The sequence below is a fragment of the Desulfosporosinus sp. FKB genome, from assembly GCF_002196705.1.
In the GTDB taxonomy this organism is placed as follows: Bacteria; Bacillota; Desulfitobacteriia; order Desulfitobacteriales; family Desulfitobacteriaceae; genus Desulfosporosinus.
Genome location: NZ_NADJ01000039.1, coordinates 220,518 through 244,409 on the forward strand (window position 1 = coordinate 220,518; position 23,892 = coordinate 244,409).

Below are 23,892 nucleotides of genomic sequence, written 5' to 3' on the forward strand. Positions count from 1 at the left end.
TTCTTCCTTTTTGAGTGAATCACTATTTTTTGGGAAATAATACCCTCTCAGGGGGTGTGTCATACTGGATCGTCGTGAATTTCTAAAATTAATCGTTAAAGGAGCAATTTTAGGGAATTTTTATCAACTTATTACCCCTCACCTTTCTCAAGCGATTGCGGCAGGTGACATTAAGAAAAAGTTACCGGTTATTATGATCGAAACAGGCACATGTACCGGAGATAGTATCTCCTTCGATAATATTTGGACCCCTACGTTCTCCGATATTTTCTCAAACATTCTCGATTGGCGTTACGATTGGAGCATGAATCAAGCTCAAGGGAATGCTGCCTATCAAGTCCTTCTGGATACCTATTCTAAACTGCCCAACGAATATATTCTACTCGTCCAAGGATCAATGATTCACAGTGATTCTGGGCATTACGACCATGTCGCCTATGAGCAAGGCAAGCTCATTACGGGAATAGACCTGGTCCGCCGCATCGGCCTCAAAGCTAAGTACGTTGTAGCTATAGGCAGCTGCGCAACCTTTGGGGGACCTGTTTCCGGTTATCCCAATCCAACTCGATCGACAGGAGTACAGGATGTCCTGCCCGAGAGAAGGGTTATCAATGTCTCAGGCTGCCCCGCGCACCCGGATTGGATCATGGGGACCTTACTTCACCTGGCCTTATATGGTGAACCAGAGCTGGAAAAGTACGGACGGCCAAAGATGTTTTACGGAGAAACCATTCATAATCGCTGTCCAAGGAGATACTATTATGATCAAGGGATTTTTGCTACAGACATTGGGCAGAAAGAATGCCTTTACCGGGTGGGTTGTAAAGGACCTGTCACCTACGCTGATTGTCCAATCCGCCGCTGGAACGATCGCTTAAATTGGCCTATAGGCTGCAATACTCCTTGTATTGGCTGTACAGAACCTGGCTATCCTGATCTTATGTCTCCATTTACCGTTCACTCACCCGACATTCCTTTACCCGGCGGAACAAAAATTGCGACAGATTCTGTTGCCCTGGGAGTATTAGGTTTTACCTCGGCAGCAATTATTGGTCATGTCGCGGCTTCCCTGTATAAGGGGAGAATTCAAAGAAATCTCCTCAAGTCCACAGTTCGGGGGAAGCATCGTCTTTCCCTCATTAAAGTTAAAACGTTCCACATCTATCGGGTCAAGAAAAACGCCAAAAAGGAGTGACCAATGCTGGAAAAGAAGGTCATCTTTCCTGTAACTCGTATTCATAATCCTATGTTGTTGGAAGCTTGGTTAGAAAATGGGGTAATCAAAGATGCCTACATTTCTGATACCCTCTACAGAGGATTTGAGCAAATTTTAATTGGCCGCTCCCCCATGGATATGCCCTATTACACACAACGCATCTGCGGCATTTGCTCTTCTGCTCATGCCATTACTGCTGCCTTGGCCGTGGAACAAGCACTAGGAATGCAAGTTCCGCCCAATGGTCATTTAATCCGCAACTTGATCTTAGCCAGTGATGTCATTCAGAACCATATTCGTCACCTCTACTTATATGCCTTGCCGGATTATTTCCGCGGCCCTGACCTTGCTCCCTTTATTCCCCATTCGGAATCCGACTTGCGTGTATCCAAACAAGAAAATGATTCTCTTAGCGAACATTATTTCAAAGCTCTGGAAATTTCCCGAGCGGCCCATGCTGCATTTGCCGTCTTTGGAGGAAAAGCGCCTCATGGCCATGGAATCGTACCCGGCGGAGCCAGTATGGAAGTGGACGCCGACAAGGTCAATCGCTATCGTGGATATATGATGGAAATCTTAAGCTTTGTTGAGGATACACTCCTGCCGGATGTGGACTTAATCATTAAACGATATCCTGATTATGTAGATTTGGGGGAAGGAATAGGAAATTATATGTCGGTGGGGGGATTCTCGAGTCCAGAGGGAGCAGCGCTGTTTCCCCAAGGGATCATTCTTCAGGATAAGCGCGAAAGCTTCAATGAAAAATACATTACTGAAGATGTAACCAGAGCCTGGTATAAACCCCACGGTCCGCTGCACCCTACCGAAGAGGAAACAATTCCTGATCGCAGCCAGCCTAAAGGGTACACCTGGGTCAAATCTCCGCGCTATCACGGCCAACCTATGGAAGTTGGTCCTTTAGCACGAGCGATCATCAATAACGATAACGTCATCGGTCACGGAGCACTAGCACGGATATGGGCTCGCTCTAATGAAATCAAAAAACTTGCCGAAGCAACGTTAGGATGGCTTAATCGTCTGGAACCTGGGGCAGATACACTTAACCGAAAAATAAACTCAGATTCAGGAAGCGGTGTTGGGCTCCACGAAGTTATGCGTGGAGTCTTAGGTCATTGGCTTAGCGTGAAAAAAGGACGCGTGCAGCATTATCAAATCGTTACTCCTTCTGCCTTTAATTTTGGAGCCCGGGACGAATCAGGCACTCGCAGCGTAGGAGAATCCTCACTGCTTGGTTTGAAGGTTCAATCAGAAGATCTTAAAGAAGCGGGCAGGATTATCCGTTCTTTCGATCCCTGCTTTTCTTGTAGTGTTCATCTTATAGACGGTAAACGTATTCAAGCTTTACGAATTGAATGAGGACTTTTCTTAGCTAGATAAATCTGAGGTTTAACAACATGAAGAAAAAAAAAGAGTTAAGAAAAACAATTTTTAAAGAACTTCAAAGGGGAAACGTAGAGGGAGAAATTATCCTCTTCCAACCTCTATGGGTCAGGATTTTTCATTGGGGATTCGCCCTCAGTCTAACTGGAATCTTGTTAAGCGGTTTAGAATTGCATAAGCCTGCAAAATTTTTTGCAGTTTCCTATGGCGATATGTTCAAAATTCATGTAATATCAAGTTGGTTCGCCCTTGGATTTGTGGCCTTGCGCTGTACGGATGCTATTCTCCGCCGCGATCAATCACTTATTCCTAAATTACGTGATATTAAACTATTTCCCAAGCTTTTAGCATACTACCTGTTCCTGCGCTCCGCTCCTCCCCCCAATCGCAAATATAACATCGGGCAACGTCTTGTCTATTCCTCATGGCTCCTCCTTTTCCTGATAGCAAGTCTGCTCGGCTTATCTTCCTATTGGCAGGGAGAGCATCTCATTTGGTTATGGAGATTAGTGGGCGGTTTCCAGCGTCTCAGGTGGATCAAATTTATGATCACCATTTACTTTCTGGCAACAATTCCTCTGCACATTTACCTTAGTATGACAGAGAACCTTAGCCATCTCCAGGCTATGGTTTCGGGTTATGAACGAAAACCGCCTCCTGAAAAAAGTTAGAAAATTTTTCCTTGTATATTTATGATACCTTTTCGTATAAGTTTGGGTATAATGAAAGATAGAGTTATACATAGAAGGGACGATATATTTTGGGATTGCATATTCATTTTGTTGGCATAAAGGGCACAGGTATGAGCGCCTTAGCTCAAATTAGCGCTCGAATAGAAGGAGCTACCATCTCTGGTTCTGATGTAGAAGAGAGTTTTTTTACAGATAGTGTTTTAAAACGTGCCCAAATTCCTGTTTTAAGCTTTTCTCCCAGTAATGTAGAAAAGGCTGATTTAGTTGTTGCTTCAGCCGCCTATACAAATCAACACCCGGAAATCGCTCGTGCTTTAGAGCTAAATATTCCTGTTCTGACCTATCCCCAGTTTCTCGGACGATTGCTTTCCAAAAAACGTGGCATTTCAGTCTCCGGAACTCATGGCAAGACAACAACAACTGCCATGTTGGGTATGGTTATGCTTAATGCCAGCTTCGATCCTACGATTGTTGTGGGCAGCGATGTTCCCAGCATTGGCGGCAACGCCCATTCTGGAACGGGGGAATTTTTTGTGGCGGAGTCCTGTGAATATCGGCGCCACTTTCTTAACTATTCACCCGAGCATCTCATAATTACAAATATAGAATTTGATCATCCGGATTATTTCCAAGACCTCGATGATGTCATCTCTGCTTTTTCCGAACTCGCTCAGAAGGTACCTGAACGCGGTCATATTTACATCTGGGCTGAGGACCCAAATTGTCAGGCGATCCACGGATCTGCGCCCATTACTACCTTTGGCCTTTCCGAGGCCGCGGATGTTCGGGCTACGGAAATTCTCTTTCGCGATGAGCAAAGTTCAATGAAAATTATGCTAAAGGGGCAATATGTCGGCGATCTGGACCTTCATGTTGCAGGCCGTCATAATATTCTTAACGCCTTGGCAACTATCGCAGTCTGTCACGAAATCGGCATTCCCATTAAGGAAGTACTCGACAGTTTAAGTAAGTTTACTGGGACAAAACGCCGCTTTGAGCATCTTGGCTGTAATACCAACGGAGCTCTTATTGTTGATGACTATGCTCATCACCCAACAGAAATCCGCACGACCTTAGAAGGTGCCCGGTTATCCTTCCCGGATCGTCGTATCCGTGCTGTGTTCCAGCCCCATACCTTTAGCCGCACGGAAAAACTTCTCCAGGAATTTTCTTTGGCTTTTCAAAGTGCAGATGAAGTCGTTATTGCCGATGTTTTTGCTTCCGCACGCGAGCAAGGGCAGCAAACAGTCTCCGCTCATACTTTAGCTGAGCTGATTCAAAAGCAAGGAATACAGGCACGCTACATTGGAACCTTAGACGATATTAAACACTATCTTGCCCAAACACTAGCTCCCGAAGATCTCGTCCTAACCTTAGGGGCGGGGGACGTTTATAAAGTTGGTTTAGGCATCGTCAGCTAAAGCTGAACATCGGAACTTCGGTGACGAAAGTGTCCTTGGACACTTTCGCCGAAGCGCCTAGCCCTTAACAAATGCTATCGCGTTGAAGGATGAACTCTACCTCCACCGAAGCAGGTATAGGAACTCCTACTTGTAGAAGAGGGCATCTTACGATTTGATAAAAAAGCAGAGCAGTAACAAACGTCGAGTTGTTATCTGCTCTGCTCTTTATTTAATGTCCCGCTTTTTTAACTGCTTTTAACCCTTCAGAGGGCCCTTTAATTCTCTAATTCCCTCCACAACATCTTTCCAGCTCTGACATCGTTTGATGCCTTGGGAAAGCTCCCCATAGTTCAGATTATAACTGGTTGTCAAAAGGAAAACAGGAACTCCGATTGCGGCAATCTCCTGAGCATTCACATGATAATCCTCAATAAAAGCCTCGATACTCCATTCCTTGACTAAGTCTACTTTACTGTTAAAGCCTGAAAAGAGCACGTGTTCATGGGGAATCTCACTCTTCGCCAGCCAGCGAATGGTAACGTCCTTCTCTTCAGGTGTACGGGCAGTCACATAAATAATCTCATGGCCCTCTTTGATTAGGGCTTCTATTCCTTCTTTTGCTCCCGCCACAATATCCGGCATAAACAGCAGCCGTTCCGCATTACCGACAAAAAAGTCATTCATATCGGATCTTGGAACTTCAAAGTCTCTATGCATATCGTAATTTGTAATCGTCTTGACGTCCTTGCCAAAGTATTGATTCAGTTCCTGCATCCAATATGGGTAACTATCGGAAACGACGCCATCGATATCGACTCCGATTCGCACCTTAATCTAACCTCTCAAGTTTGGGAAGTTCAAGGCTGGGAGGAAGATGTCGTTTGTGCTCGCTTTGACAATGTAACTTCTCAATTCGTTCTTTGACTTCGGCCGGGACTTCTTCCCCGAGCAAATAACGATCGATTAAATCATAAGTTAAACCCATCTCTGCTTCATCGGTCTGTCCGGGCCATAGACCTGCCGTAGGCACACGCATGGCAATTTTTTGCGGCAGACCCAGCATCCAAGCCCAAGCTCTTACCTCACTTTTGGTAAGGGAACTGATTGGCAAAAGATCAACGCCGCCATCACCGTATTTAGTAAAATATCCGGTATAACTTTCTGGGGCATTGTCTGTCCCGACAACTAAATAATTCATAGCATTAGCTACAGAATATAATGTTGACATACGCAAACGAGCCTTTAAATTTCCTTGACTCATTGTTTCTCCAACAATTTGACTGCCTTGCGCAGAGGAAGGCAATCCTTGCTTGACTTGGTTGAAGATTAATGTATGAGCTTCACCAAGGTCAATTTCTAACGGCCTAAGTTCAAACCCTTCGGCAATCCAGAGGGCATCCTCCCGATCTTCAGGATTCGAGTGACTGGGCATGATTACTCCGATGCAGTTATCCGGAAAAGCACGGACACAAAGCCCGGTAACCACTGCCGAATCCACGCCGCCAGAGATTCCGACGACAACTCCTTTGGCATTAGCCTCGGCAACTTTGGTACGGAGCCATTCCACAGCAGTGTTAATCCGGATGGCCAATTCCTTTTCAGTCCACATTTATTCTTCCTCCCGATTCTGATTTAATTTTATTTCATTGTGAATGGTCAAAAGTAACTGCTGCTTTAAATCATAAAGCTTCGGCGAAAGATCGACAATGTACCGATGGGGGTTCGCCAAGCGCTTCACTTCATCCCAAAAGGTATCCAGTTCCTGGCGCGAATACTTTTGTATATCCAACAGTGTAGGCAATTGGCAAACCCGTTTTCCCTTGCGGAAAATAGGAATTAACAACTCCCTGGTCTGAAAATTCACCAGTGTTTTTCTCTTCCAGGTCTGTATAGGATCAAAAATAGTCAGGGATTTTTGTTCGCTGAATAGTTCATCCTCTAAGGCGATTAAATCGACCATAGCTTTTCCCGCTCGGTCATAAAAACGAACAACCTTTTTGATTCCGGGATTGGTGATCTTAGAGATGTTTTCGGAGACTTTAAGGCGAGGTTGAAAAACACCGTTTTCTCCCTCCGCAGCCAGCTTATAGACGCCGCCTAAGGACGGACTGTCTTTGGAGGTTATAAGATGGGTTCCAACTCCCCAAGCATTAATAGCAGCTCCCTGAGCTCTTATCGAAAAGATTGTCTCTTCATCAAGATCATTGGAGCCAACGATAATGGCCTTTGTCAGTCCTGCCTCGTCCAACATGCGACGAGCTTTCTTCGACAAATAGGTCAAATCGCCGCTGTCAATCCGTATCCCCTGAAAATGATACCCTTCAGCTTCAAGCTCCAGCCCTACTTTAATGGCGTTCGGAACACCGGATTCCAGGGCGCTGTAGGTATCCACTAATAACAAACAATTATCCGGAAAAGTCCGGGCATAGGCTCGAAATGCCTCTAACTCTGAGGGAAAACACTGAACCCAGCTATGGGCTTGGGTACCCGAAACAGGGATTCCATAGCGTTCTCCGGCCAGAATATTCGAAGTCGATTGACATCCGCCGATAAAAGCTGCTCTGGCCCCTAATATTCCCGCGTCCGGTCCTTGAGCTCTTCTCAACCCGAACTCCATAACCGGGCCCTGTCCCGCCGCCGCAACTACCCTAGAGGCCTTTGTCGCAATCAGGGTTTCAAAGTTTACCAGATTTAAAATGGCAGTTTCCAAAAGCTGAGTTTCCAAAATGCGTCCTTTGACTCGCATTATCGGCTCGTAGGGAAAAACAGGAGTTCCTTCATGTATAGCATCAATATCACCGGTAAAATGAAAATGTCGCAGCTCATCAAGGAAATCGTCCTGAAAAATATTAAGACTTTTGAGATAGGCTAAATCCTCTTCTTGAAACCTTAAGTTTTCAATAAATTCTACGACCTGTTCAAGTCCGGCTGCTAACGCATACCCTCCATCGAAGGGCAAGGAACGAAAGAAAACGTCAAAGACAGCTTCTTTATCGCGGTAGCCATTAATAAAGTATCCTTGCATCATGGTTAACTGGTATAGATCTGTTAACATTGTTAGATTTTCCATTTATCCTTTACCTCGCCACTCTCACCTACAGGTTTTGTGTTCCTAAATCTTAGGATATAATCGTTGCCTAAAATTCATGTGTGAGAATTTCTACCTTTGAAGTAACATTTCCTTCTTTGACAACGGAAATAATTGTTTTATCTTAAAAATACCATTCTTAAAGACTGGGTTTGTCGTATTTGCTCGAAAATAGCAAAACAGTTATCCACAGATTAAGGGAGCTTATCCCCTGTTTATCTAGAGGTTATCCACTAAAAAAGCCCATCTATTTCGATATTATCCACAGAGTTATCCACACTATGCACAGTTTTGTGTCACCTTATCGTGTAATTAAAGGATAAAATCCTAGAAACTAAGCAAGATGCACTAACAGCTCTAAACCCTATACCCGTATTGAGCCTTTTATTGCACTCAAATTTCAAAATTAACCACTTATTCAATGGTAATCCTCGCTAAAAAAGTCTTTTCCTTTGAATTTTCGACATATGTCTCTTATCCAGTCTTAAGATTCCCTCTTTTATCAGTGGGGGTGGCTCCCATACCTCACTCAGCCAACAATTGTTTTAGAGTTTCAAGACTTATCTGAATACCCTGAGCAACGGTTTCCGGGGAAGGGCCTCCTATAAGCTTACGCGCACGCACGCAATGTTCAATCCCAATGGCGGCAAAAAGATCCTCGCCAAACACCGGTGACAAGCCCTGATAGTCACTGAGAGCCAGCTCTTCCAATCCTATTCCTTTTTTGGTGCAGTGCAGAACAATTCGCCCTACGAGCTCATGAGCTTCACGGAAAGGCACTCCTTTTTTCGCCAGGTAATCCGCCAAATCCGTAGCATTCGTAAATCCTCCTTTAGCTCCCCAAGCCATAGCATCTTTATGGACTTGCATGGTTCTAAGCATAGGTTCTACAACGATTAAGCATTTTTGTAAGGTATCGACAGCATCAAAAACCTGTTCTTTATCCTCTTGCATGTCTTTATTGTAGGCAAGGGGCAACCCCTTCATCACTGTTAAGAGCGCGATCAGATCCCCGTAAACACGTCCGGTCTTTCCTCGCACTAATTCCGCCACATCCGGATTTTTCTTTTGCGGCATAATACTTGATCCAGTAGAATAGCCGTCATCCATAGAAATGAATTGAAACTCCCCGCTCGACCAAAGGACGAGTTCCTCACACAAGCGGCTAAGATGCATCATCATAATCGATGCGCCGGATAAAAATTCTAAAGCAAAATCCCGGTCGCTGACACCGTCTAAACTGTTCAGGGTAACACCGGCAAACCCTAAGTCCTGGGCCGCCTTCTCGCGATCAAGGGGAAAAGTCGTTCCGGCCATCGCTCCTGAACCGAGCGGTGACACATTCAAACGTTTACGGGTATCATTCAGCCGTCCAAGGTCACGTAAAAACATCTGGCTATAAGCCATTAAATGATGGGCTAACGTTATGGGCTGTGCTTTTTGCAAATGGGTATACCCGGGCATCCACGTTTCAAGATGTTCTTGGGCTATGTTCAGCAGCGTCCTGACCAGATTTCCAACATATGTTTTTGTCTGGTCAATCTCCTCCCTGAGATAAAGCCTTAAATCCAGGGCCACCTGATCATTCCGGCTCCGTCCGGTATGTAACTTTTTCCCTGTTGGTCCGATTTTTTCAGTTAATAGTTTTTCCACATTCATATGAATATCTTCGGCACCGATTTCAAATTCCACATTGCCTGCTTGGATTTCCGCCAGGATTCCTTGCAGGCCTTCAATCAATTGTGCTGCTTCATCTTCCGTGATTACCCCCACGCTGCCCAGCATTCTGGCGTGAGCTATGCTTCCCTGAATATCTTGTTTGTACAAGCGTTGGTCAAAACGAATTGAAGAATGAAAATCCTCCACTAACGCATCTGTTGTTTTTTCAAAGCGTCCGCCCCAAAGTTTCACAAGTCATCTTCCTTTCGTAGTTGATAATAAACAAGCAGGGGAGCAATGCCCCCCTACTCAACCTCAATAGTGTGAGATAAGCGCCGAAAATTTCGGCGCCCATTTGCAGTCTTATTTACGCAGCCCTGATTGTTTTTCCATTAAGGCTCTAACCTTAAGCGGCAGACCAAAAAGATTTATAAATCCTGCCGCATCCTTTTGATCATATACTCCATCTTCTCCAAAAGTGGCATAAGCTTCATTATAGAGAGAATAGGGCGATTTCGTACCTGCTAAAGAACAATTTCCTTTGTATAGTTTCAAGCGCACAGTCCCTGTAACGTTCTTCTGAGTTACATTAACGAAGGCATCAAGGGCCTCGCGCAGGGGAGAATACCAAACCCCATCATAGACAATTTCAGCATATTTTAGAGCAACTTGCTCTTTATAGTGGAGGGTGAGCCGATCCAGGGTCAGATGCTCCAAAGCTTTATGTGCAGTATAGAGTATCGTTCCACCCGGTGTTTCATAAACGCCCCGGGATTTCATGCCCACCAGCCGGTTTTCTACCATATCCACAATGCCAATTCCATTTTTTCCGCCTAAGTCGTTAAGAGTTTCCAATAATTTAACAGGCGCAACCTTCTCACCATTTAATGTGGTAGGAATCCCTTGCTCAAAGCCAAGTTCCAGATAAGTCGCTTCATCCGGAGCATCTTCCGGAGCAACGCCAAGCAAATAGAGGTCTCTTTTAGGTTCATTCCAAGGGTTTTCCAAGTCCCCGCCTTCATGGCTTAGGTGCCATAAGTTGCGGTCCATACTATAGGGGCGATCTTTCGTCACAGGAACGGGAATTCCGCGCGCTGCCGCATAATCGATGCAGTCCTCGCGGGATTTAAGGTTCCACTGCCGCCAGGGAGCGATAATTTCCAAATCCGGATTTAACGCTTTAACACTCAGCTCGAAACGAACTTGGTCGTTACCCTTACCCGTAGCTCCATGGGCTATGGCCACAGCGCCTTCCTTCTCTGCAATTTCCACGAGCCGACGGGCAATCAGAGGGCGAGCGAAGGATGTCCCCAGGAGATAATCACCTTCGTAAACTGCTCCGGCTTTCAAGGTCTGAAAGATAAACTCAGTCACGAATGGTTCTCTGAGGTCTTCAATGTATAATTTACTTGCTCCGCTCTTTGTAGCCTTTTCCTGAAGAGGAGCCAATTCTTCACCTTGACCAAGATCGGCAACCATTGCAATTACTTCATATCCATAGGTTTCCTTCAACCAGGGAATAATAATAGATGTATCCAAGCCACCGGAATATGCTAAAACAACCTTTTTCATACCCTATTCTCCTTTTCATTCAATACGTCATTAAAAATCATATATAACCAAGGAAGCTAAGTCAAGCAGTATGCTCTTACATCACCAAAGCCATAATTGCCTTCTGGGCATGTAAACGATTTTCTGCTTCATCAAAAACAACGGAATGAGGGCCTTCGATAACTTCATCAGTAATTTCCTCGCCGCGATGAGCTGGCAAACAGTGCAGAACAATTGAAGACGGATGTGCAAGTTTAAGGGACTCAGCATTGAGCTGGTAGCCCTGAAAAGCCTTCATGCGTTCACTGGCTTCCGCTTCCTGCCCCATACTAGCCCAAACATCGGTATAAAGAACATCGGCACCTTGCACCGCTTCTAAGGGATCATCAATAATTTCCACACTGCCGCCATTCTCTTTAGCATCTTCCTGGGCTAAAGCCACCAGAGCAGGATCTGGCTTATAACCCTGAGGAGAAGCAATCACAACTTGTAACCCCATTTTGGCTCCCCCGAACATCAGCGAATGGGCCATATTGTTGCCATCCCCGACATAAGCCAATTTTAACCCTGCCAAGCGTCCTTTATGCTCCTGAATCGTCATAAGATCTGCCAGCACTTGACAGGGGTGCAGCAAATCCGTCAGGCCATTGATTATGGGAATTGTCGCATATTGAGCTAAGTCCAAGACTTCCTGATGACTAAAGGTACGGATCATAATGCCATCGACCATACGGGAGAGTACCCGAGCCGTATCGGCGATTGTTTCCCCCCTGCCGAGCTGAATGTCTCGGCCGCTTAAAAAGAGGCCCTGTCCCCCGAGTTGATATATTCCTACTTCAAATGAAACCCTGGTCCGGGTTGAAGATTTTGTAAAAATCATACCCAAGGTTTTGCCTTGAAGAATTGGTTGCGGCTGTCCGGCCTTTTGTTCTTTTTTAAGCTCAGCAGCAACATCTAAAAAACATTTTAATTCTTTTTGAGTAAAGTCATGTAAAGAAATAAAATCCCGACCCTTAAACTGTGAACGATCAATTGTTATCATATCTCTTCCACCCCTTCAATGTGTATTATTATACTTATTTATGTATAAAAATGCAATAGTTAAAATGTATAGTTTTTATCAACGCCGCTTAATATTATCATGCCCCAATTTCTAAATTCGATGGACCATATTTAAATGAATATCATTATGCGGAACAAAACTATATTAGGTAAATAATAAAGAAACTCCTGTTGACAAAAGTGTCATCCAGGAGTTCTTTTTATCCAAGGAACTAAGCTAAATATTCCTGCAGCGAAAGCACTTGCGGTTTTGTCTGGCTTCTAATCTCCTGCAGCGCACGCACAACTGCTTTTGCTGTATCCATTGAGGAAAAACAGGGGACGCCATGTTCAACAGCTAAACGTCTTAACAAATAACCTGTATGTTCCGGAGTCGTTCCCTTTGTCGGTGTGCTAAGGATAAACGAAAACTCGCGCTGTCGAATGGCTTCCTGTAAAGCCTGGCTTGATTCACTGACCACGTCAGCCTCTACACCACAGAGAGCTAAAGCCTTGGCCGTATCACCGATTGCCTTAACCCCAAACCCAAGCTGAGATAGTTGTCGGGCAAGAGTTATTGCCTCAGGGCGGTCCTTTTCAGCCACAGATACTAATATGCTGCCGTCCTGCGGCAGGGGAATACGCGAGGCTGCAAAGGCCTTGGCCAAAGCATGGCCGAACTGAGTGTCCATTCCCAGAACTTCCCCCGTTGATTTCATTTCCGGTCCCAGGGAAGTTTCAACTTTAGTCAGTTTTTCAAAGGAAAAAACCGGGGCTTTAACGACAACATAGGGCATCTCGGGAGCAAGGCCATGCTTATAGCCCAATTCCTGCAGCGACTTGCCTAAGGCAACCTGGACCGCTAAATTAACGAGAGGAATTCCCGTTACTTTAGAAAGAATCGGCACCGTTCGGCTTGCTCTGGGATTTACTTCTAAGACATACACTTTACCGCGGACAACGACAAATTGAATATTGATGAGTCCTCGAATGCCAATTCCAGCGGCTAAGCGGCAAGTATAATCCTGAATCTGGTCAATTTCGGAAGGAGTCAGGCTTTGGGGAGGGTAGACCGCTAAACTATCCCCGGAATGGACACCGGCGCGTTCTATATGCTCCATGATTCCGGCAATCACCGTGGTCTCTCCGTCGGAAACGGCATCAATTTCGACTTCTTTGCCATCTAAATAGCGATCCACTAAGATCGGATGTTCCGGCGACAGATAGATGGCCCGACGCAAGTAGTCTTCCAGTTCTTCAAGAGTATAGACAACTTGCATGGCACGGCCTCCAATGACATAGGAGGGGCGGACAATTACCGGAAACTCCAGTTCCTCCGCAACCGTCGCTGCCTGAGTAATAGAGGTCACACTGCGGCCTTCAGACTGCGGGATTCCTAAGCGGCATAATAACTCGGCGAAACGTTCCCGGTCCTCAGCCAGGTCAATAGAATCTACCGGAGTGCCAAAAATCTTTACTCCAGCGCCTTCAAGACGACCAGCCAAATTAATGGCTGTTTGCCCGCCAAATTGAACAAGCACCCCATCTGCCCGCTCTTTATGCAAAACATGGAGCACATCTTCGACAGTTAACGGCTCAAAATAGAGTTTATCCGCCGTATCAAAATCCGTAGAAACTGTTTCAGGATTATTATTAACCATGATTGCTTCTACACCGGCCCCTTGCAAAGCCATAAGAGCATGGACGGAGCAATAATCGAACTCAATCCCTTGCCCAATCCGAATCGGTCCTGAACCCAAAACAACAATTTTAGGACCGGAAGTTACCTCGCCCTCATCTTCTTCTTCATAAGAAGAATAATAGTAAGGAGTTGCCGAGGCGAATTCCGCGGCACAAGTGTCTACAGTTTTGAAGACAGGGATTATCCCCAGTTCCATCCGCAAATTCCTTACCGCTTCCTCCGTCCGCCCCGTCAGCTTGGCAACGGCTAAATCCGAAAACCCTTTGACCTTAGCCAGGCGCAGCAATTCTGAAGTTAAGGGTTCACCTTGAAGGCGGCGTTCCAAAGATACCAGTTCCTTAATTTTAGCTAAATAGAAGGGATCAATTTGCGTAAGCATTTGAACTTCTAAACTCGTCCAACCCCGGCGAAAAGCTTCCGCAATCGCAAAAAACCGTTCATGGTCTGTTGAGGCCAGCTTGTCTTCGATTTCCATCTCTGTCCAGCCCCCGGAAGCGGCAATACGAAGGCCTACACTTCCGATTTCCAGGGAACGGGCTGCTTTTAAGAGAGCACCTTCTAAGGTTCGTTCCATCGCCATAACTTCGCCCGTTGCTTTCATTTGTGTGCCCAAGCGATGGTCTGCCGCCGGAAACTTATCAAAGGGCCAGCGCGGAAATTTAACAACCACATAGTCCAGGGCCGGCTCAAAGCAGGCGCTCGTGTGCCCGGTGACGGGATTCGTTAATTCCGGAAGCGTAAAACCGACAGAGAGAAGAGCAGCCATTTTGGCAATGGGATAGCCCGTTGCTTTGGAGGCCAAGGCACTGGACCGGCTAACCCGAGGATTAACCTCGATGACCACATACTCCCGGCTCACAGGATTCAAGGCAAACTGAACATTACACCCTCCATTGACACCTAAAGCCCGAATAATTTTCAAGGACGATGATCGCAGCATTTGGTATTCTACATCACTCAACGTTTGCGAAGGGGCTACTACAATGCTGTCTCCCGTATGGATACCGACGGGATCTATATTTTCCATATTACAAATTGTAATACAGTTGTCAGCGTCGTCCCGCATAACTTCATATTCAATTTCCTTCCAGCCCGCTACACTTCGCTCAAGAAGGCATTGACCTATGGGGCTGGCTTGCAGTCCTCGATGTAAAATTTCTTCTAATTGTTTGGAATTCTTTGCGATTCCGCCGCCTGTCCCGCCTAAAGTATAGGCGGGCCGAATAATCAGCGGGAAGCCTTGGCTCCGTGCGAAACTTTTTCCTTCATCAAGGGTTGTCACAATCGTACTTTCAGCTACAGGCTCACCCAGAGCAAGCATGGTCTCTTTAAAAGCATCACGGTCTTCCGCCTTATAAATCGTTTCCGCATTGCAGCCAATCAAATCAACACCGTATTTCTTTAACACGCCCCTGCGTTCCAACTCCATGGCGAGATTAAGACCCGTTTGACCTCCCAGGGTTGGCAGCAGGGCGTCGGGATTTTCCTTTTCGATAATTCTGGCCAGGGATTCAGGCAGAAGTGGTTCAATGTACGTAAGATCAGCCATTTTGACATCAGTCATAATCGTGGCAGGATTACTGTTTGCTAAAACCACCTCTAAGCCCGCTTCCCGTAAAGCTTTGCAGGCTTGAGTACCGGCATAATCAAATTCTGCGGCTTGCCCGATGACAATCGGCCCTGACCCAATGACAAGGACCTTTTTCCAAGCCGGATTAAGAGGCATGCTGAGCCCTCCATTCCTGCATTAATTGCGCAAACTCATCAAATAAATATAGAGATTCACTCGGACCGGGACCGGCTTCCGGATGATATTGAACAGAAAATACGGGTAAATCCTGATGTTTAACCCCTTCAACACTTTGGTCGTTGAGATTGCGATGGGTTACATATAAAGGAGTCTGAGCTAAACTGTCCTCAGAAATCGCATAACCGTGATTCTGGGAAGTAATCGTTACCCGCTTTGTCTCAAGTTCCTGTACAGGTTGGTTTCCTCCCCGGTGTCCAAACTTCATCTTATAGGTATCGCCTCCTAAGGCCAATGACAAGAGTTGATGGCCGAGACAAATACCGAAAATAGGACATTGGTTAATCAAGTTACGAATTGTTTCTATCCCTGCTTGAACACATTTAGGATCACCAGGACCATTGGAAAGGAATACCCCATCAGGACGCCGCTTGAGGATCTGCTCTGCCGAGGTGTTATAGGGAACAACCGTCAACTGAAATCCCTGAGCCTGCATGGCCTGCAAAATATTTTTTTTGATCCCGAAATCCATAACCACAACATGAAAGGAGCCTTTTTCCGATTCCGTAGGCGGCAAGGTATATATTTTCTTGGTGCTGACATCTGCTACAACGTTCTCTGGAACTTGCCAGGTTTTTAGTTTAGCAGTTATCTCGTTAAGGTGTTCCAGGCGGGTTGTGATTACACCGCGCAGAACCCCATATTCGCGAATAATTCTGGTTAGGGCACGGGTATCAATCCCTTTAATCCCCACAACGCCGGCTTGTGCCAATGTTCTCGAGATATTTTTCTCAAGCTGCCAATGATTGGGATTAAGGGCGGCCTCTTTGACGATAAATCCCTGTACTTGGACTTTTTCAGACTGATCATCCTGCTTGTTGATTCCGTAATTTCCGATGAGAGGATAGGTCATACAGACCATCTGCCCGGCATATGAGGGGTCTGTCAGTACCTCTTGGTAACCCGTCATTCCTGTGTTAAAGACCACTTCACCCCGGGTCTCGCCAGAAGCTCCAAAGGATTCCCCCATAAAAACTTTGCCTGTCTCAAGAACGAGTGCTGCCTTCATTTCATCCCTCCTCGGATCATCAATAAATTAGTTCTGCCTTGTCTATTCGTTTTGCACATCCCCAGTGAACTCGTTCAGCTTAGGCTGAACATCGGGGCTTCAGATACAATAATGTCCAGTGAACATTATTGCCGAGCCGCCTTTCCCAATAGGAATACTTAGCGGCGAAGGAGGACTCTACCCCACCTGAAGTTAACGAAGAACCCACCCCCACTTATAGAAGTTCAGCGAACACTTCGTCTAATAGTTTCAAAGCCTCATCAATTTCAGGTTTTTCCGCGATCAGTGGAGGAAGAAAACGCAGAGTCTTGCCGCCTACACAGTTAATGAGCAATCCTTTTTGGAGACAACGAGCTACAATTTCCGGGCCAAACTTAGAGACCGGCCAGCCAAGGATAAAGCCTTGTCCTCGGATAGGGTCTCCTGTTTGATACTTCTGTGCCAGATGTTCCAGTCCTTGTCGAAAATAGTTCGCTCTTTCTTGAACACCCGTAAAAAATCCGTCTTGAAGCATAATATCTAAAACTGCACATCCGGCTGCTGTAGCCAAAGGATTGCCGCCAAAGGTTGAAGCATGGTCTCCAGGCTGAAACACATTTGCGACCTTATCGGTGGCCAGCATTGCACCAATGGGAACACCGCCCCCTAAAGCCTTGGCTAAAGTCATAATATCGGGAGTCACTCCGCTCCACTCGTAGGCAAAGAGCTTACCAGTTCTTCCCACGCCGCACTGTACTTCATCAAAAATTAACAAGGCACCGTGTTGATCACACAGGTCCCGCGCAGCTTGGAGAAACTCCTTGGAACAAGGAATAACTCCCCCTTCACCTTGAATGGGTTCAATAAAGACCGCAGCCGTCTTTTCGTTAACTTTAGCCTTTAACCCTTCCAAATCGTTAAGAGCCGTATAGCTTAAACCGACAGGCAAAGGAGCATATCCTTTTTGATACTTAGTTTGTCCCGTTAAGGTTAACGTCGCCAAAGTACGCCCATGAAAGGAGTTTTCCAGGGATATCACTTCATATTTATGATCACCGTACATTTCTTTGGCATATTTACGAGCCAGTTTAAAAGCCGCTTCATTGGCTTCAGCTCCGCTATTGCAAAAGAACACTTTGTCAGCAAAGGAATGCTTCACTAAACGCTCTGCGAGAGCAACCTGATTGGGAATCCAATATAAATTTGAAGTATGCAATATCTCCTCAGCCTGTTCTTGAATGGCCTGCACAATCGCCGGATGGCTATGTCCCAAAGAATTGACGGCTAGGCCCGTTAAAAAATCCAAGTAGCGTTTTCCTTCAGTATCCCAAACCCAAACGCCTTTCCCTTTAACGATGGTCATAGGCAAGCGGCCATAAGTATTCATAACCACGTTTTTCCCACGCTCAATGATGGCCTCTGAGGATAAACCTTCTAACTGTTTCATTGTCTCGTTCCTCCCTATCTCGATTTCAAATCCGATAATTCATATTCTCGAAAAACAACGGCTAACTTCTTTTACAAAATTCTTAAAGCAGTTCTAATTGCCTTAGTCCTTAAACATTGTCCCTATACCACCGTCGGTAAATAGTTCCAGAAGTATAGCATGGCGTATTCGCCCATCGAGGATATGGACACTGCCTACCCCTTGTTCTAAGGCGGACACAGCACACTCAACTTTAGGCAGCATTCCGCCTTGCAAAATTCCTTCTTCAATCAGCGTATCTACTTCATCTCGAGTAACCGTTGAGATTAGTGAACCCGGATCTCCGACATCACGGAGAATACCACGCACATCGGTCAACAACAGCATTTTGTCTGCTTTCAGGGCTTCCGCAATTTTTCCCGCGGCGGTATCCGCATTGACATTGAAGGTTTCACCGTTTTCACCGCTGGCGACCGGAGATATTACAGGAATATATCCTTGCTCTAACAGAGTATTTAAAATACTGGGTGTCACTGTTTGAATCTCACCGACAAGTCCTAAATCGATTTCTTCCATGGTTCCGTCACTATTTTCCATTTTAAGAGGTTTCTTGGTTGCCTTTAAGAGCTGGGCATCTTTTCCGGATAAACCAACGCTCTTTCCGCCAAAACGGTTCAACATAGCGACGATCTCCGTGTTCAGCTTCCCTACTAAAACCATTTGGGCTATTTCCATCGTTTGCGCATCGGTAACTCGCAAGCCCTTGATAAAATGGCTCTCAATGCCCACCTTTTTCAGCATTGAATTAATCTCTGGCCCGCCGCCATGGACTAAAACCGGACGGATCCCCACGGAATGCAAAAGCAAAATATCTAACATGACAGATTCCTTGAGTAACGGATCTACCATAGCATGCCCGCCATATTTAATGACGACTGTCTTCCCTGCGAATTTTTGAATATAGGGCAGTGCCTCTACCAAAACACCGGCTTTGCCAATTCCCTCTTCAATCGGGGTCATTTCTTCCGCCTCCGCTCTTAGGTTCTATAACTCCCATTGATCGTGACATACTCATGGGTAAGATCACAACCCCAGGCTGTAGCATTTTCCGATCCATCATTTAAAACTAACCGTATCTCTACTTCTCTGTGCTGCAAAATTTCTTTCGCGGTTTCTTCGGAAAAAGAAATCCCTTTCCCTGCTTGAGCTACAGCCAAATTACCCAGGAAAATATCAACACTGTTCGGATTAAAGTCTGCACCCGAATAACCTGCGGCAGTCAAAATCCTTCCCCAGTTGGCATCTTCCCCGAACAAAGCGGCTTTGACTAAACTGGATCCGCAAATACTGCGAGCGATTTTACGGGCATCTCCCTTTGTTTTAGCACCAGTAACCTCTACCTCCATAAACTTACTGGCGCCCTCCCCATCACGGGCAATATCTTTAGCCAGTTGTATGCACATCGCCTTGACCATAGCTTCAAAGTTAACCATATCGTCGCCATTTGGTGCAATCCCAGACACACCATTGGCCAAAATCAGCACCATATCGTTGGTACTCGTGTCTCCATCCACAGTCACCATATTGAAACTCTCCTCAACCGCTTCACGGAGAAGACGCTGCAAAACCGACGAGGGAACCGCTGCGTCGGTTGTCAGAAACCCTAACATCGTTCCCATATTCGGGTGAATCATTCCGGAACCTTTAGCCATGGCCCCAAGTTTGATAATTCCTCCTTGAGAGCAAGGAAGTTCATAGGCATATTCTTTAACGACGGTATCTGTTGTCATAATGGCTAAGGCTGCTCGATGAGCTCCTTCCGCTAAAGAAGCATCAAGCTTTCCTTCAGAAGCCTTCCCCATAGTGTTGAACAACTTCGCGCCGGCGTTTTTAATACCGGTTAACACTCGTTCAAGGGGCATTTCTACACCAATCACTCCGGTTGAAGCCACAAGCACATCGTCCTGAGGAATCGCCGCAGCTTTTGCCACTGCCTCAGCCATTGCTGCAGCAGATTGGTCTCCAAACGCACCGACGCAGGCATTGGCATTGCCGCTGTTAATGACAATACCTTGAGCCATTCCATTCTGCAAATGACGCTGATTTAAATAAAGAGGATGCGCCTTAACCAAATTTTTTGTATATACTCCTGCAGCTTGAGCTTGAACTTTCGAATAAATTAACGCGACATCATATTTGTCCGGATATTTAATCTCTGCTTTTACACCTTCAGCATAGAATCCCTGCGCTGCCGCGATACCGCCCGCAATTTGTTTCCAAGGTTCAACTGTTCTATCCATAGTCTCATACTCCTTCACTTAGGGCCAGAGCGCTGTCCCGCTTATTCCCTGTCCTTCCGGCCATCCCATGATCAGATTCATATTTTGCACTGCCTGCCCTGCAGCACCTTTCATCAAATTATCGATAGTAGATACTATAATGGCATTACCGGTTCTTTGATCTACAGTTAATTGCAAAAAGGCGTGATTGCTGCCACTGGAAAATTTCGTCTGCGGCCAGGTTCCCTGCGGCAAAAGGTGAACAAACTGTTCGTTCTCATAGTGTTTTAACCAGCAGTTCCTTAAGTCTGTCTCATTGATCCCCTCTTTAACCTTGGCATAGATGGTGATTAACATTCCCCGTGTCATGGGCACCAGGTGAGGGGTGAAATTAACCGTTAATGGCTGACCGGCTGCCCGGGAAAGTTCTTGCTCTATTTCAGGAGTATGGCGATGGCTAGCCACTCCATAGGCTTTAAAATTTTCATTAACCTCTGAAAAATGATTGCCTAAAGAAACCCCTCGGCCTGCTCCCGAAACACCCGATTTAGCATCAATAACCAACATTTCCGTCTGAAGCAGCCGCTCTTTCAGCAGCGGGACAAGAGCCAATAAGGTCGCCGTAGGATAACAGCCAGGATTGGCAATTAAAGATTGACCTTTAATTCTCTCGCGGTATAACTCTGGTAAACCATATACCGCCTTGGCAAGCAAATCTACGTCAGGATGCTTTAACTTGTACCATTCCTCATAAACTTGAGCTGAATTCAGGCGAAAGTCCGCGCCTAAGTCAATAACTTTTATCTTGTGATCAAGAAATGCTCTTGCCCTGGAAGCTGTCAAGCCATGAGGAAGAGCACAGAATAAAACATCAAGATCAGGAACATCTTCATCTTGCAAAACACCAATATTTTGACCGCTCCAGTGCGGATAAACCTCCTCATACCCTTGGCCTGCCACACTGGACGATGAAAGAACAATCTCATCAACTTCTTCATGGCGACGCAAGAGCCGTACCAATTCCTGTCCTGCATACCCCGTGGCCCCCAGTACACCAACTCTCATTGTCATTTCCTCCACTCTTGTTTCGTTTTCATAATTATACATTCGTGCGTATAATAATTCAATGCCCCCCATTAAAAAAGAGCCTGTCTTAACCAGCCTCTTTTTCTCTCTTAATCGTTGATCAAGGTTAACTTGCCTTAGTTTATGACAATTTATCCCCAATTATTATTCATTATCCTTCAAGTTAAGAAAGTCGTACTTATGCTTAAAAATCCACACTTTCTCTCGAAAACTATAGACCTCAGAGTAGGTAGCTTCGCCCACAAAGGATCTATTTTCATCCTTGCTACTAACATCGCTTCACGGCTATTAGTCTGATATAAATTTAAAGCGTAAGGCAATGCTTACGCTATGATGAACCGATTCAAGTTTTGGATCGGAACTCTTTCTTAATTTGCTGCAGCAGTTTTTTGTCCCGCAGTACATCTGATCCTGTAAAAGCAAGAATTTGCATAGCCAGCATAACAAGCTTTTCCCCTTCCGAAGACAGAGCTGTCTTCGCAAATTCTTTAGTATGTGGTATCTCTGTCCCGCTGCCCAAGGCTAAATAGGGATGAATTGCCGGAACCGCCCGACTGACATTGCCCATATCCACTGAACCCATTGCCGTCTGAGGAGGGGCAATATGATGAATCCCTAACTCTCGCAGATTTTTTGTAAAACAATCTGCCAAGGTTAAATTTGTGCGCATTTCATCGTAAGAAAATTCGAATTTCTGCCAAGTCATTTTGGCTGAAACCATCGCTGCTGCCCCCTCGGCGCAGCGAATTACTTGCTCTCGCAATTCATCAAGTTCTTTTCTCTTCCGCGCCCGGAGGTAAAAGCGAGCAACGGCGCGATCCGGAATAATATTCGGAACCGTGCCTCCTTCAGTAATAACTCCATTAATCTTCATGTCCTGGGGAATTTGCTTTTTGAGAGAATTTATCCCCACAAAGAAATTTATCACTGCATCGAGGGCATTTATTCCAAAATAAGAGGCCGCAACCGCATGAGCAGCCCTGCCATGAAAGGTAAACTCCAAAGCATCCAAAGCCAGGCTGGAAATCACAGGAACATTTTGACTTCCGGGATGAAACATTATTGCGGCATCGACACCATTGAACATTCCTTCTTCGACGAGCGTCACTTTCGCTCCGCTGGTTTCTTCAGCCGGACTGCCAACCACAATAATTTCCCCGGGGAGTTCCAAACTTTTGCTTAATACCACAGCCGCTCCTGCACTGGCGGCACCAATCAAATTATGTCCACAGCCGTGGCCAACTCCGGGCAAAGCATCATACTCGGCCAGAAAGGCAATCTTAGGTCCGGGAATATTGCTTTTGAAACAAGCCAAAAAAGCAGTTTCTACTCCCGCAACTCCTTTCTTCACCTCAAACTTATGCTTTTTAAGAAAATTACTTAACACCTCAGAAGCAAAGTATTCTTTATATCCGAGTTCCGGGTGCTCACCGATCTGACGAGCAATTTCCCACACTTCTTTGTGCAGATGCTGTGCCTGATCTCGATAAAAAGCCTTTATGGCATCCATGCACATCCCATCTCTCTGCTTATTTTTTCAGTCCCCTGATATCTCCCATAAATCTCTAAGGTTTACTGCATACATATTCAAAAAGTATTCTGTAAAACCTTGCTTCTTAATTCAAGGCCGCCGCGTTTTCGTTTCTAATACTATTTTACCTACAATTCATTTTCGGCGCAACGAATATTCTGTTTCTTCCTCGACTTCTTTAGCGAAGTCACGTTGTTCAGTTTAAACTGAACGAGTGGACCGATGGCCAAGTCTCGATTCAATTCTGAGTTGCTGTTTGTTTACTAAAATACTCGTTTAAACCTTGATAAATTGCGACAGCCAATGTCTCCTGATACTCCGGAGTCGTTAATAATTGCTCTTCTGCAGGGTTCGATAAGAAACCGACTTCAACGGTGACAGCTGCCTGATGTGCTTTTTTGAGAATATAGATATCCTTATTAGCCTTAATAACCCGTTTGCCCTTCGTCATAAGATTCAATTTTTCTTGAATAGCTTGCGCTAAAAACTTTCCTTCCGCTGAATCTGCATTATAAAACGTTTGGGCTCCAGTCAATTTTTCATTGGGAAAACTATTAGCATGAATACTAATAAATACATTGGCTTGAGCTTCCAGTGCCAATTGAATTCGTTGAGCTAAATCTTCTCGTTTCCGTTTTAAAAGTCCTTGGGATGTTCCTAAATCTTTATCTTCTTCACGAACCATAATTGTTTTTGCGCCGCTTTGCTGAATATGAGCTTGCAGACGTTTCGCTACCGCTAAGGTAATATCCTTTTCTAAGACTTTGTTCTTTCCTACGGCTCCGGGATCAACTCCGCCATGACCTGCGTCAATAACAACCACCCGATGACCAAGCGTCCAGCTCCAAATTTTTTGATTTGTGCCTTCTAATTTCCAAGTCACAGCAAGAATTAGACAAACCATTAGAATGCTGCCTGTGATTATCACTTTTCGAGGCTTAAAAGCAACTACCCGGATTGTTTTCATTTTTTCACCCTCCCCATCTATTCCGTCACTACAATATGGGGAGAGGGAGAAAAAT

At 45.5% G+C, this 23,892-nt stretch carries 18 protein-coding genes; 4 read left to right on the forward strand and 14 right to left on the reverse strand.

Annotated features, from left to right (window positions below; translation table 11 throughout):
• Positions 1-61 precede the first annotated feature (61 nt).
• The 4 genes from B5Y67_RS19705 (at position 62) to murC (ending at position 4,730) form a co-directional block, all read left to right on the forward strand.
• Positions 62-1,195, forward strand: a complete 1,134-nt coding sequence (locus B5Y67_RS19705) for a hydrogenase small subunit (RefSeq protein WP_088228118.1) — start codon at positions 62-64, stop codon at positions 1,193-1,195.
• Positions 1,196-1,198: 3 nt separating this feature from the next.
• Complete coding sequence (locus tag B5Y67_RS19710; RefSeq protein ID WP_088228119.1) at positions 1,199-2,593, forward strand: nickel-dependent hydrogenase large subunit; 1,395 nt, start codon at positions 1,199-1,201, stop codon at positions 2,591-2,593.
• A gap of 38 nt (positions 2,594-2,631) precedes the next feature.
• Complete coding sequence (locus tag B5Y67_RS19715) at positions 2,632-3,288, forward strand: cytochrome b/b6 domain-containing protein (RefSeq protein ID WP_088228120.1); 657 nt, start codon at positions 2,632-2,634, stop codon at positions 3,286-3,288.
• Between the two features lie 89 nt (positions 3,289-3,377).
• Complete coding sequence (gene murC / locus B5Y67_RS19720) at positions 3,378-4,730, forward strand: UDP-N-acetylmuramate--L-alanine ligase (protein WP_088228121.1); 1,353 nt, start codon at positions 3,378-3,380, stop codon at positions 4,728-4,730.
• Between the two features lie 237 nt (positions 4,731-4,967).
• Here murC and B5Y67_RS19725 read toward each other — a convergent pair whose 3' ends face one another.
• From B5Y67_RS19725 to B5Y67_RS19790, 14 genes are all read right to left on the reverse strand, one after another.
• Positions 4,968-5,540 (reverse strand): hypothetical protein, encoded by a 573-nt coding sequence (locus B5Y67_RS19725; protein ID WP_088228122.1) that lies wholly within the window; start codon positions 5,538-5,540, stop codon positions 4,968-4,970.
• Position 5,541: 1 nt separating this feature from the next.
• Positions 5,542-6,321, reverse strand: a complete 780-nt coding sequence (gene nadE, locus B5Y67_RS19730; RefSeq protein ID WP_088228123.1) for an NAD(+) synthase — start codon at positions 6,319-6,321, stop codon at positions 5,542-5,544.
• On the reverse strand, positions 6,322-7,782 hold the full coding sequence (locus B5Y67_RS19735; RefSeq protein ID WP_088228124.1) for a nicotinate phosphoribosyltransferase: 1,461 nt from the start codon (positions 7,780-7,782) through the stop codon (positions 6,322-6,324). It lies immediately after the preceding gene.
• 543 nt (positions 7,783-8,325) lie between these two features.
• Positions 8,326-9,711, reverse strand: coding sequence for an argininosuccinate lyase (gene argH, locus B5Y67_RS19740; RefSeq protein WP_088228125.1), 1,386 nt, complete (start codon positions 9,709-9,711; stop codon positions 8,326-8,328).
• A 111-nt stretch (positions 9,712-9,822) separates the two neighbouring features.
• Entirely contained in the window at positions 9,823-11,031 is a 1,209-nt protein-coding gene (locus tag B5Y67_RS19745) for an argininosuccinate synthase (protein WP_088228126.1), read from the reverse strand.
• Between the two features lie 76 nt (positions 11,032-11,107).
• Positions 11,108-12,052 (reverse strand): ornithine carbamoyltransferase, encoded by a 945-nt coding sequence (gene argF, locus B5Y67_RS19750; protein WP_088228127.1) that lies wholly within the window; start codon positions 12,050-12,052, stop codon positions 11,108-11,110.
• 232 nt (positions 12,053-12,284) lie between these two features.
• Positions 12,285-15,479, reverse strand: a complete 3,195-nt coding sequence (carB, locus tag B5Y67_RS19755) for a carbamoyl-phosphate synthase large subunit (protein WP_088228128.1) — start codon at positions 15,477-15,479, stop codon at positions 12,285-12,287.
• The gene (carA, locus tag B5Y67_RS19760) at positions 15,469-16,569 is read right to left on the reverse strand and encodes a glutamine-hydrolyzing carbamoyl-phosphate synthase small subunit (protein WP_088228129.1); all 1,101 of its coding nucleotides are present in this window, start codon (positions 16,567-16,569) and stop codon (positions 15,469-15,471) included. Before carA ends, carB begins: the two co-directional genes overlap by 11 nt.
• A gap of 214 nt (positions 16,570-16,783) precedes the next feature.
• Positions 16,784-17,995 carry an acetylornithine transaminase gene (locus B5Y67_RS19765; protein ID WP_088228130.1) on the reverse strand — a complete coding sequence of 404 codons (1,212 nt, stop codon included), beginning with the start codon at positions 17,993-17,995 and terminating at the stop codon, positions 16,784-16,786.
• A 102-nt stretch (positions 17,996-18,097) separates the two neighbouring features.
• Positions 18,098-18,994: an acetylglutamate kinase gene (gene argB, locus B5Y67_RS19770; RefSeq protein ID WP_088228131.1), complete on the reverse strand. Its 897-nt coding sequence runs from the start codon at positions 18,992-18,994 to the stop codon at positions 18,098-18,100.
• 17 nt (positions 18,995-19,011) lie between these two features.
• Positions 19,012-20,274 (reverse strand): bifunctional glutamate N-acetyltransferase/amino-acid acetyltransferase ArgJ, encoded by a 1,263-nt coding sequence (argJ, locus tag B5Y67_RS19775; RefSeq protein WP_088228132.1) that lies wholly within the window; start codon positions 20,272-20,274, stop codon positions 19,012-19,014.
• Positions 20,275-20,292: 18 nt separating this feature from the next.
• Complete coding sequence (gene argC, locus B5Y67_RS19780) at positions 20,293-21,318, reverse strand: N-acetyl-gamma-glutamyl-phosphate reductase (RefSeq protein WP_088228419.1); 1,026 nt, start codon at positions 21,316-21,318, stop codon at positions 20,293-20,295.
• Positions 21,319-21,682: 364 nt separating this feature from the next.
• Positions 21,683-22,849, reverse strand: coding sequence for a M20 family metallopeptidase (locus B5Y67_RS19785; RefSeq protein WP_088228133.1), 1,167 nt, complete (start codon positions 22,847-22,849; stop codon positions 21,683-21,685).
• 259 nt (positions 22,850-23,108) lie between these two features.
• Entirely contained in the window at positions 23,109-23,837 is a 729-nt protein-coding gene (locus B5Y67_RS19790; RefSeq protein WP_088228134.1) for an N-acetylmuramoyl-L-alanine amidase, read from the reverse strand.
• Positions 23,838-23,892: the final 55 nt, after the last annotated feature.

Bases quoted from the DNA above. Each gene is read 5' to 3' on its own strand.
- argF (WP_088228127.1), bottom strand. From the start codon at position 12,052: ATGATAACAATTGATCGTTCACAGTTTAAGGGTCGGGATTTTATTTCT.
- B5Y67_RS19765 (WP_088228130.1), bottom strand. From the start codon at position 17,995: ATGAAACAGTTAGAAGGTTTATCCTCAGAGGCCATCATTGAGCGTGGG.
- B5Y67_RS19735 (WP_088228124.1), bottom strand. From the start codon at position 7,782: ATGGAAAATCTAACAATGTTAACAGATCTATACCAGTTAACCATGATG.
- B5Y67_RS19790 (WP_088228134.1), bottom strand. From the start codon at position 23,837: ATGAAAACAATCCGGGTAGTTGCTTTTAAGCCTCGAAAAGTGATAATC.
- B5Y67_RS19710 (WP_088228119.1), top strand. From the start codon at position 1,199: ATGCTGGAAAAGAAGGTCATCTTTCCTGTAACTCGTATTCATAATCCT.
- carB (WP_088228128.1), bottom strand. From the start codon at position 15,479: ATGCCTCTTAATCCGGCTTGGAAAAAGGTCCTTGTCATTGGGTCAGGG.
- argC (WP_088228419.1), bottom strand. From the start codon at position 21,318: ATGAGAGTTGGTGTACTGGGGGCCACGGGGTATGCAGGACAGGAATTG.
- carA (WP_088228129.1), bottom strand. From the start codon at position 16,569: ATGAAGGCAGCACTCGTTCTTGAGACAGGCAAAGTTTTTATGGGGGAA.
- B5Y67_RS19715 (WP_088228120.1), top strand. From the start codon at position 2,632: ATGAAGAAAAAAAAAGAGTTAAGAAAAACAATTTTTAAAGAACTTCAA.
- B5Y67_RS19745 (WP_088228126.1), bottom strand. From the start codon at position 11,031: ATGAAAAAGGTTGTTTTAGCATATTCCGGTGGCTTGGATACATCTATT.
- B5Y67_RS19785 (WP_088228133.1), bottom strand. From the start codon at position 22,849: ATGGATGCCATAAAGGCTTTTTATCGAGATCAGGCACAGCATCTGCAC.
- argJ (WP_088228132.1), bottom strand. From the start codon at position 20,274: ATGGATAGAACAGTTGAACCTTGGAAACAAATTGCGGGCGGTATCGCG.
- nadE (WP_088228123.1), bottom strand. From the start codon at position 6,321: ATGTGGACTGAAAAGGAATTGGCCATCCGGATTAACACTGCTGTGGAA.
- argB (WP_088228131.1), bottom strand. From the start codon at position 18,994: ATGACCCCGATTGAAGAGGGAATTGGCAAAGCCGGTGTTTTGGTAGAG.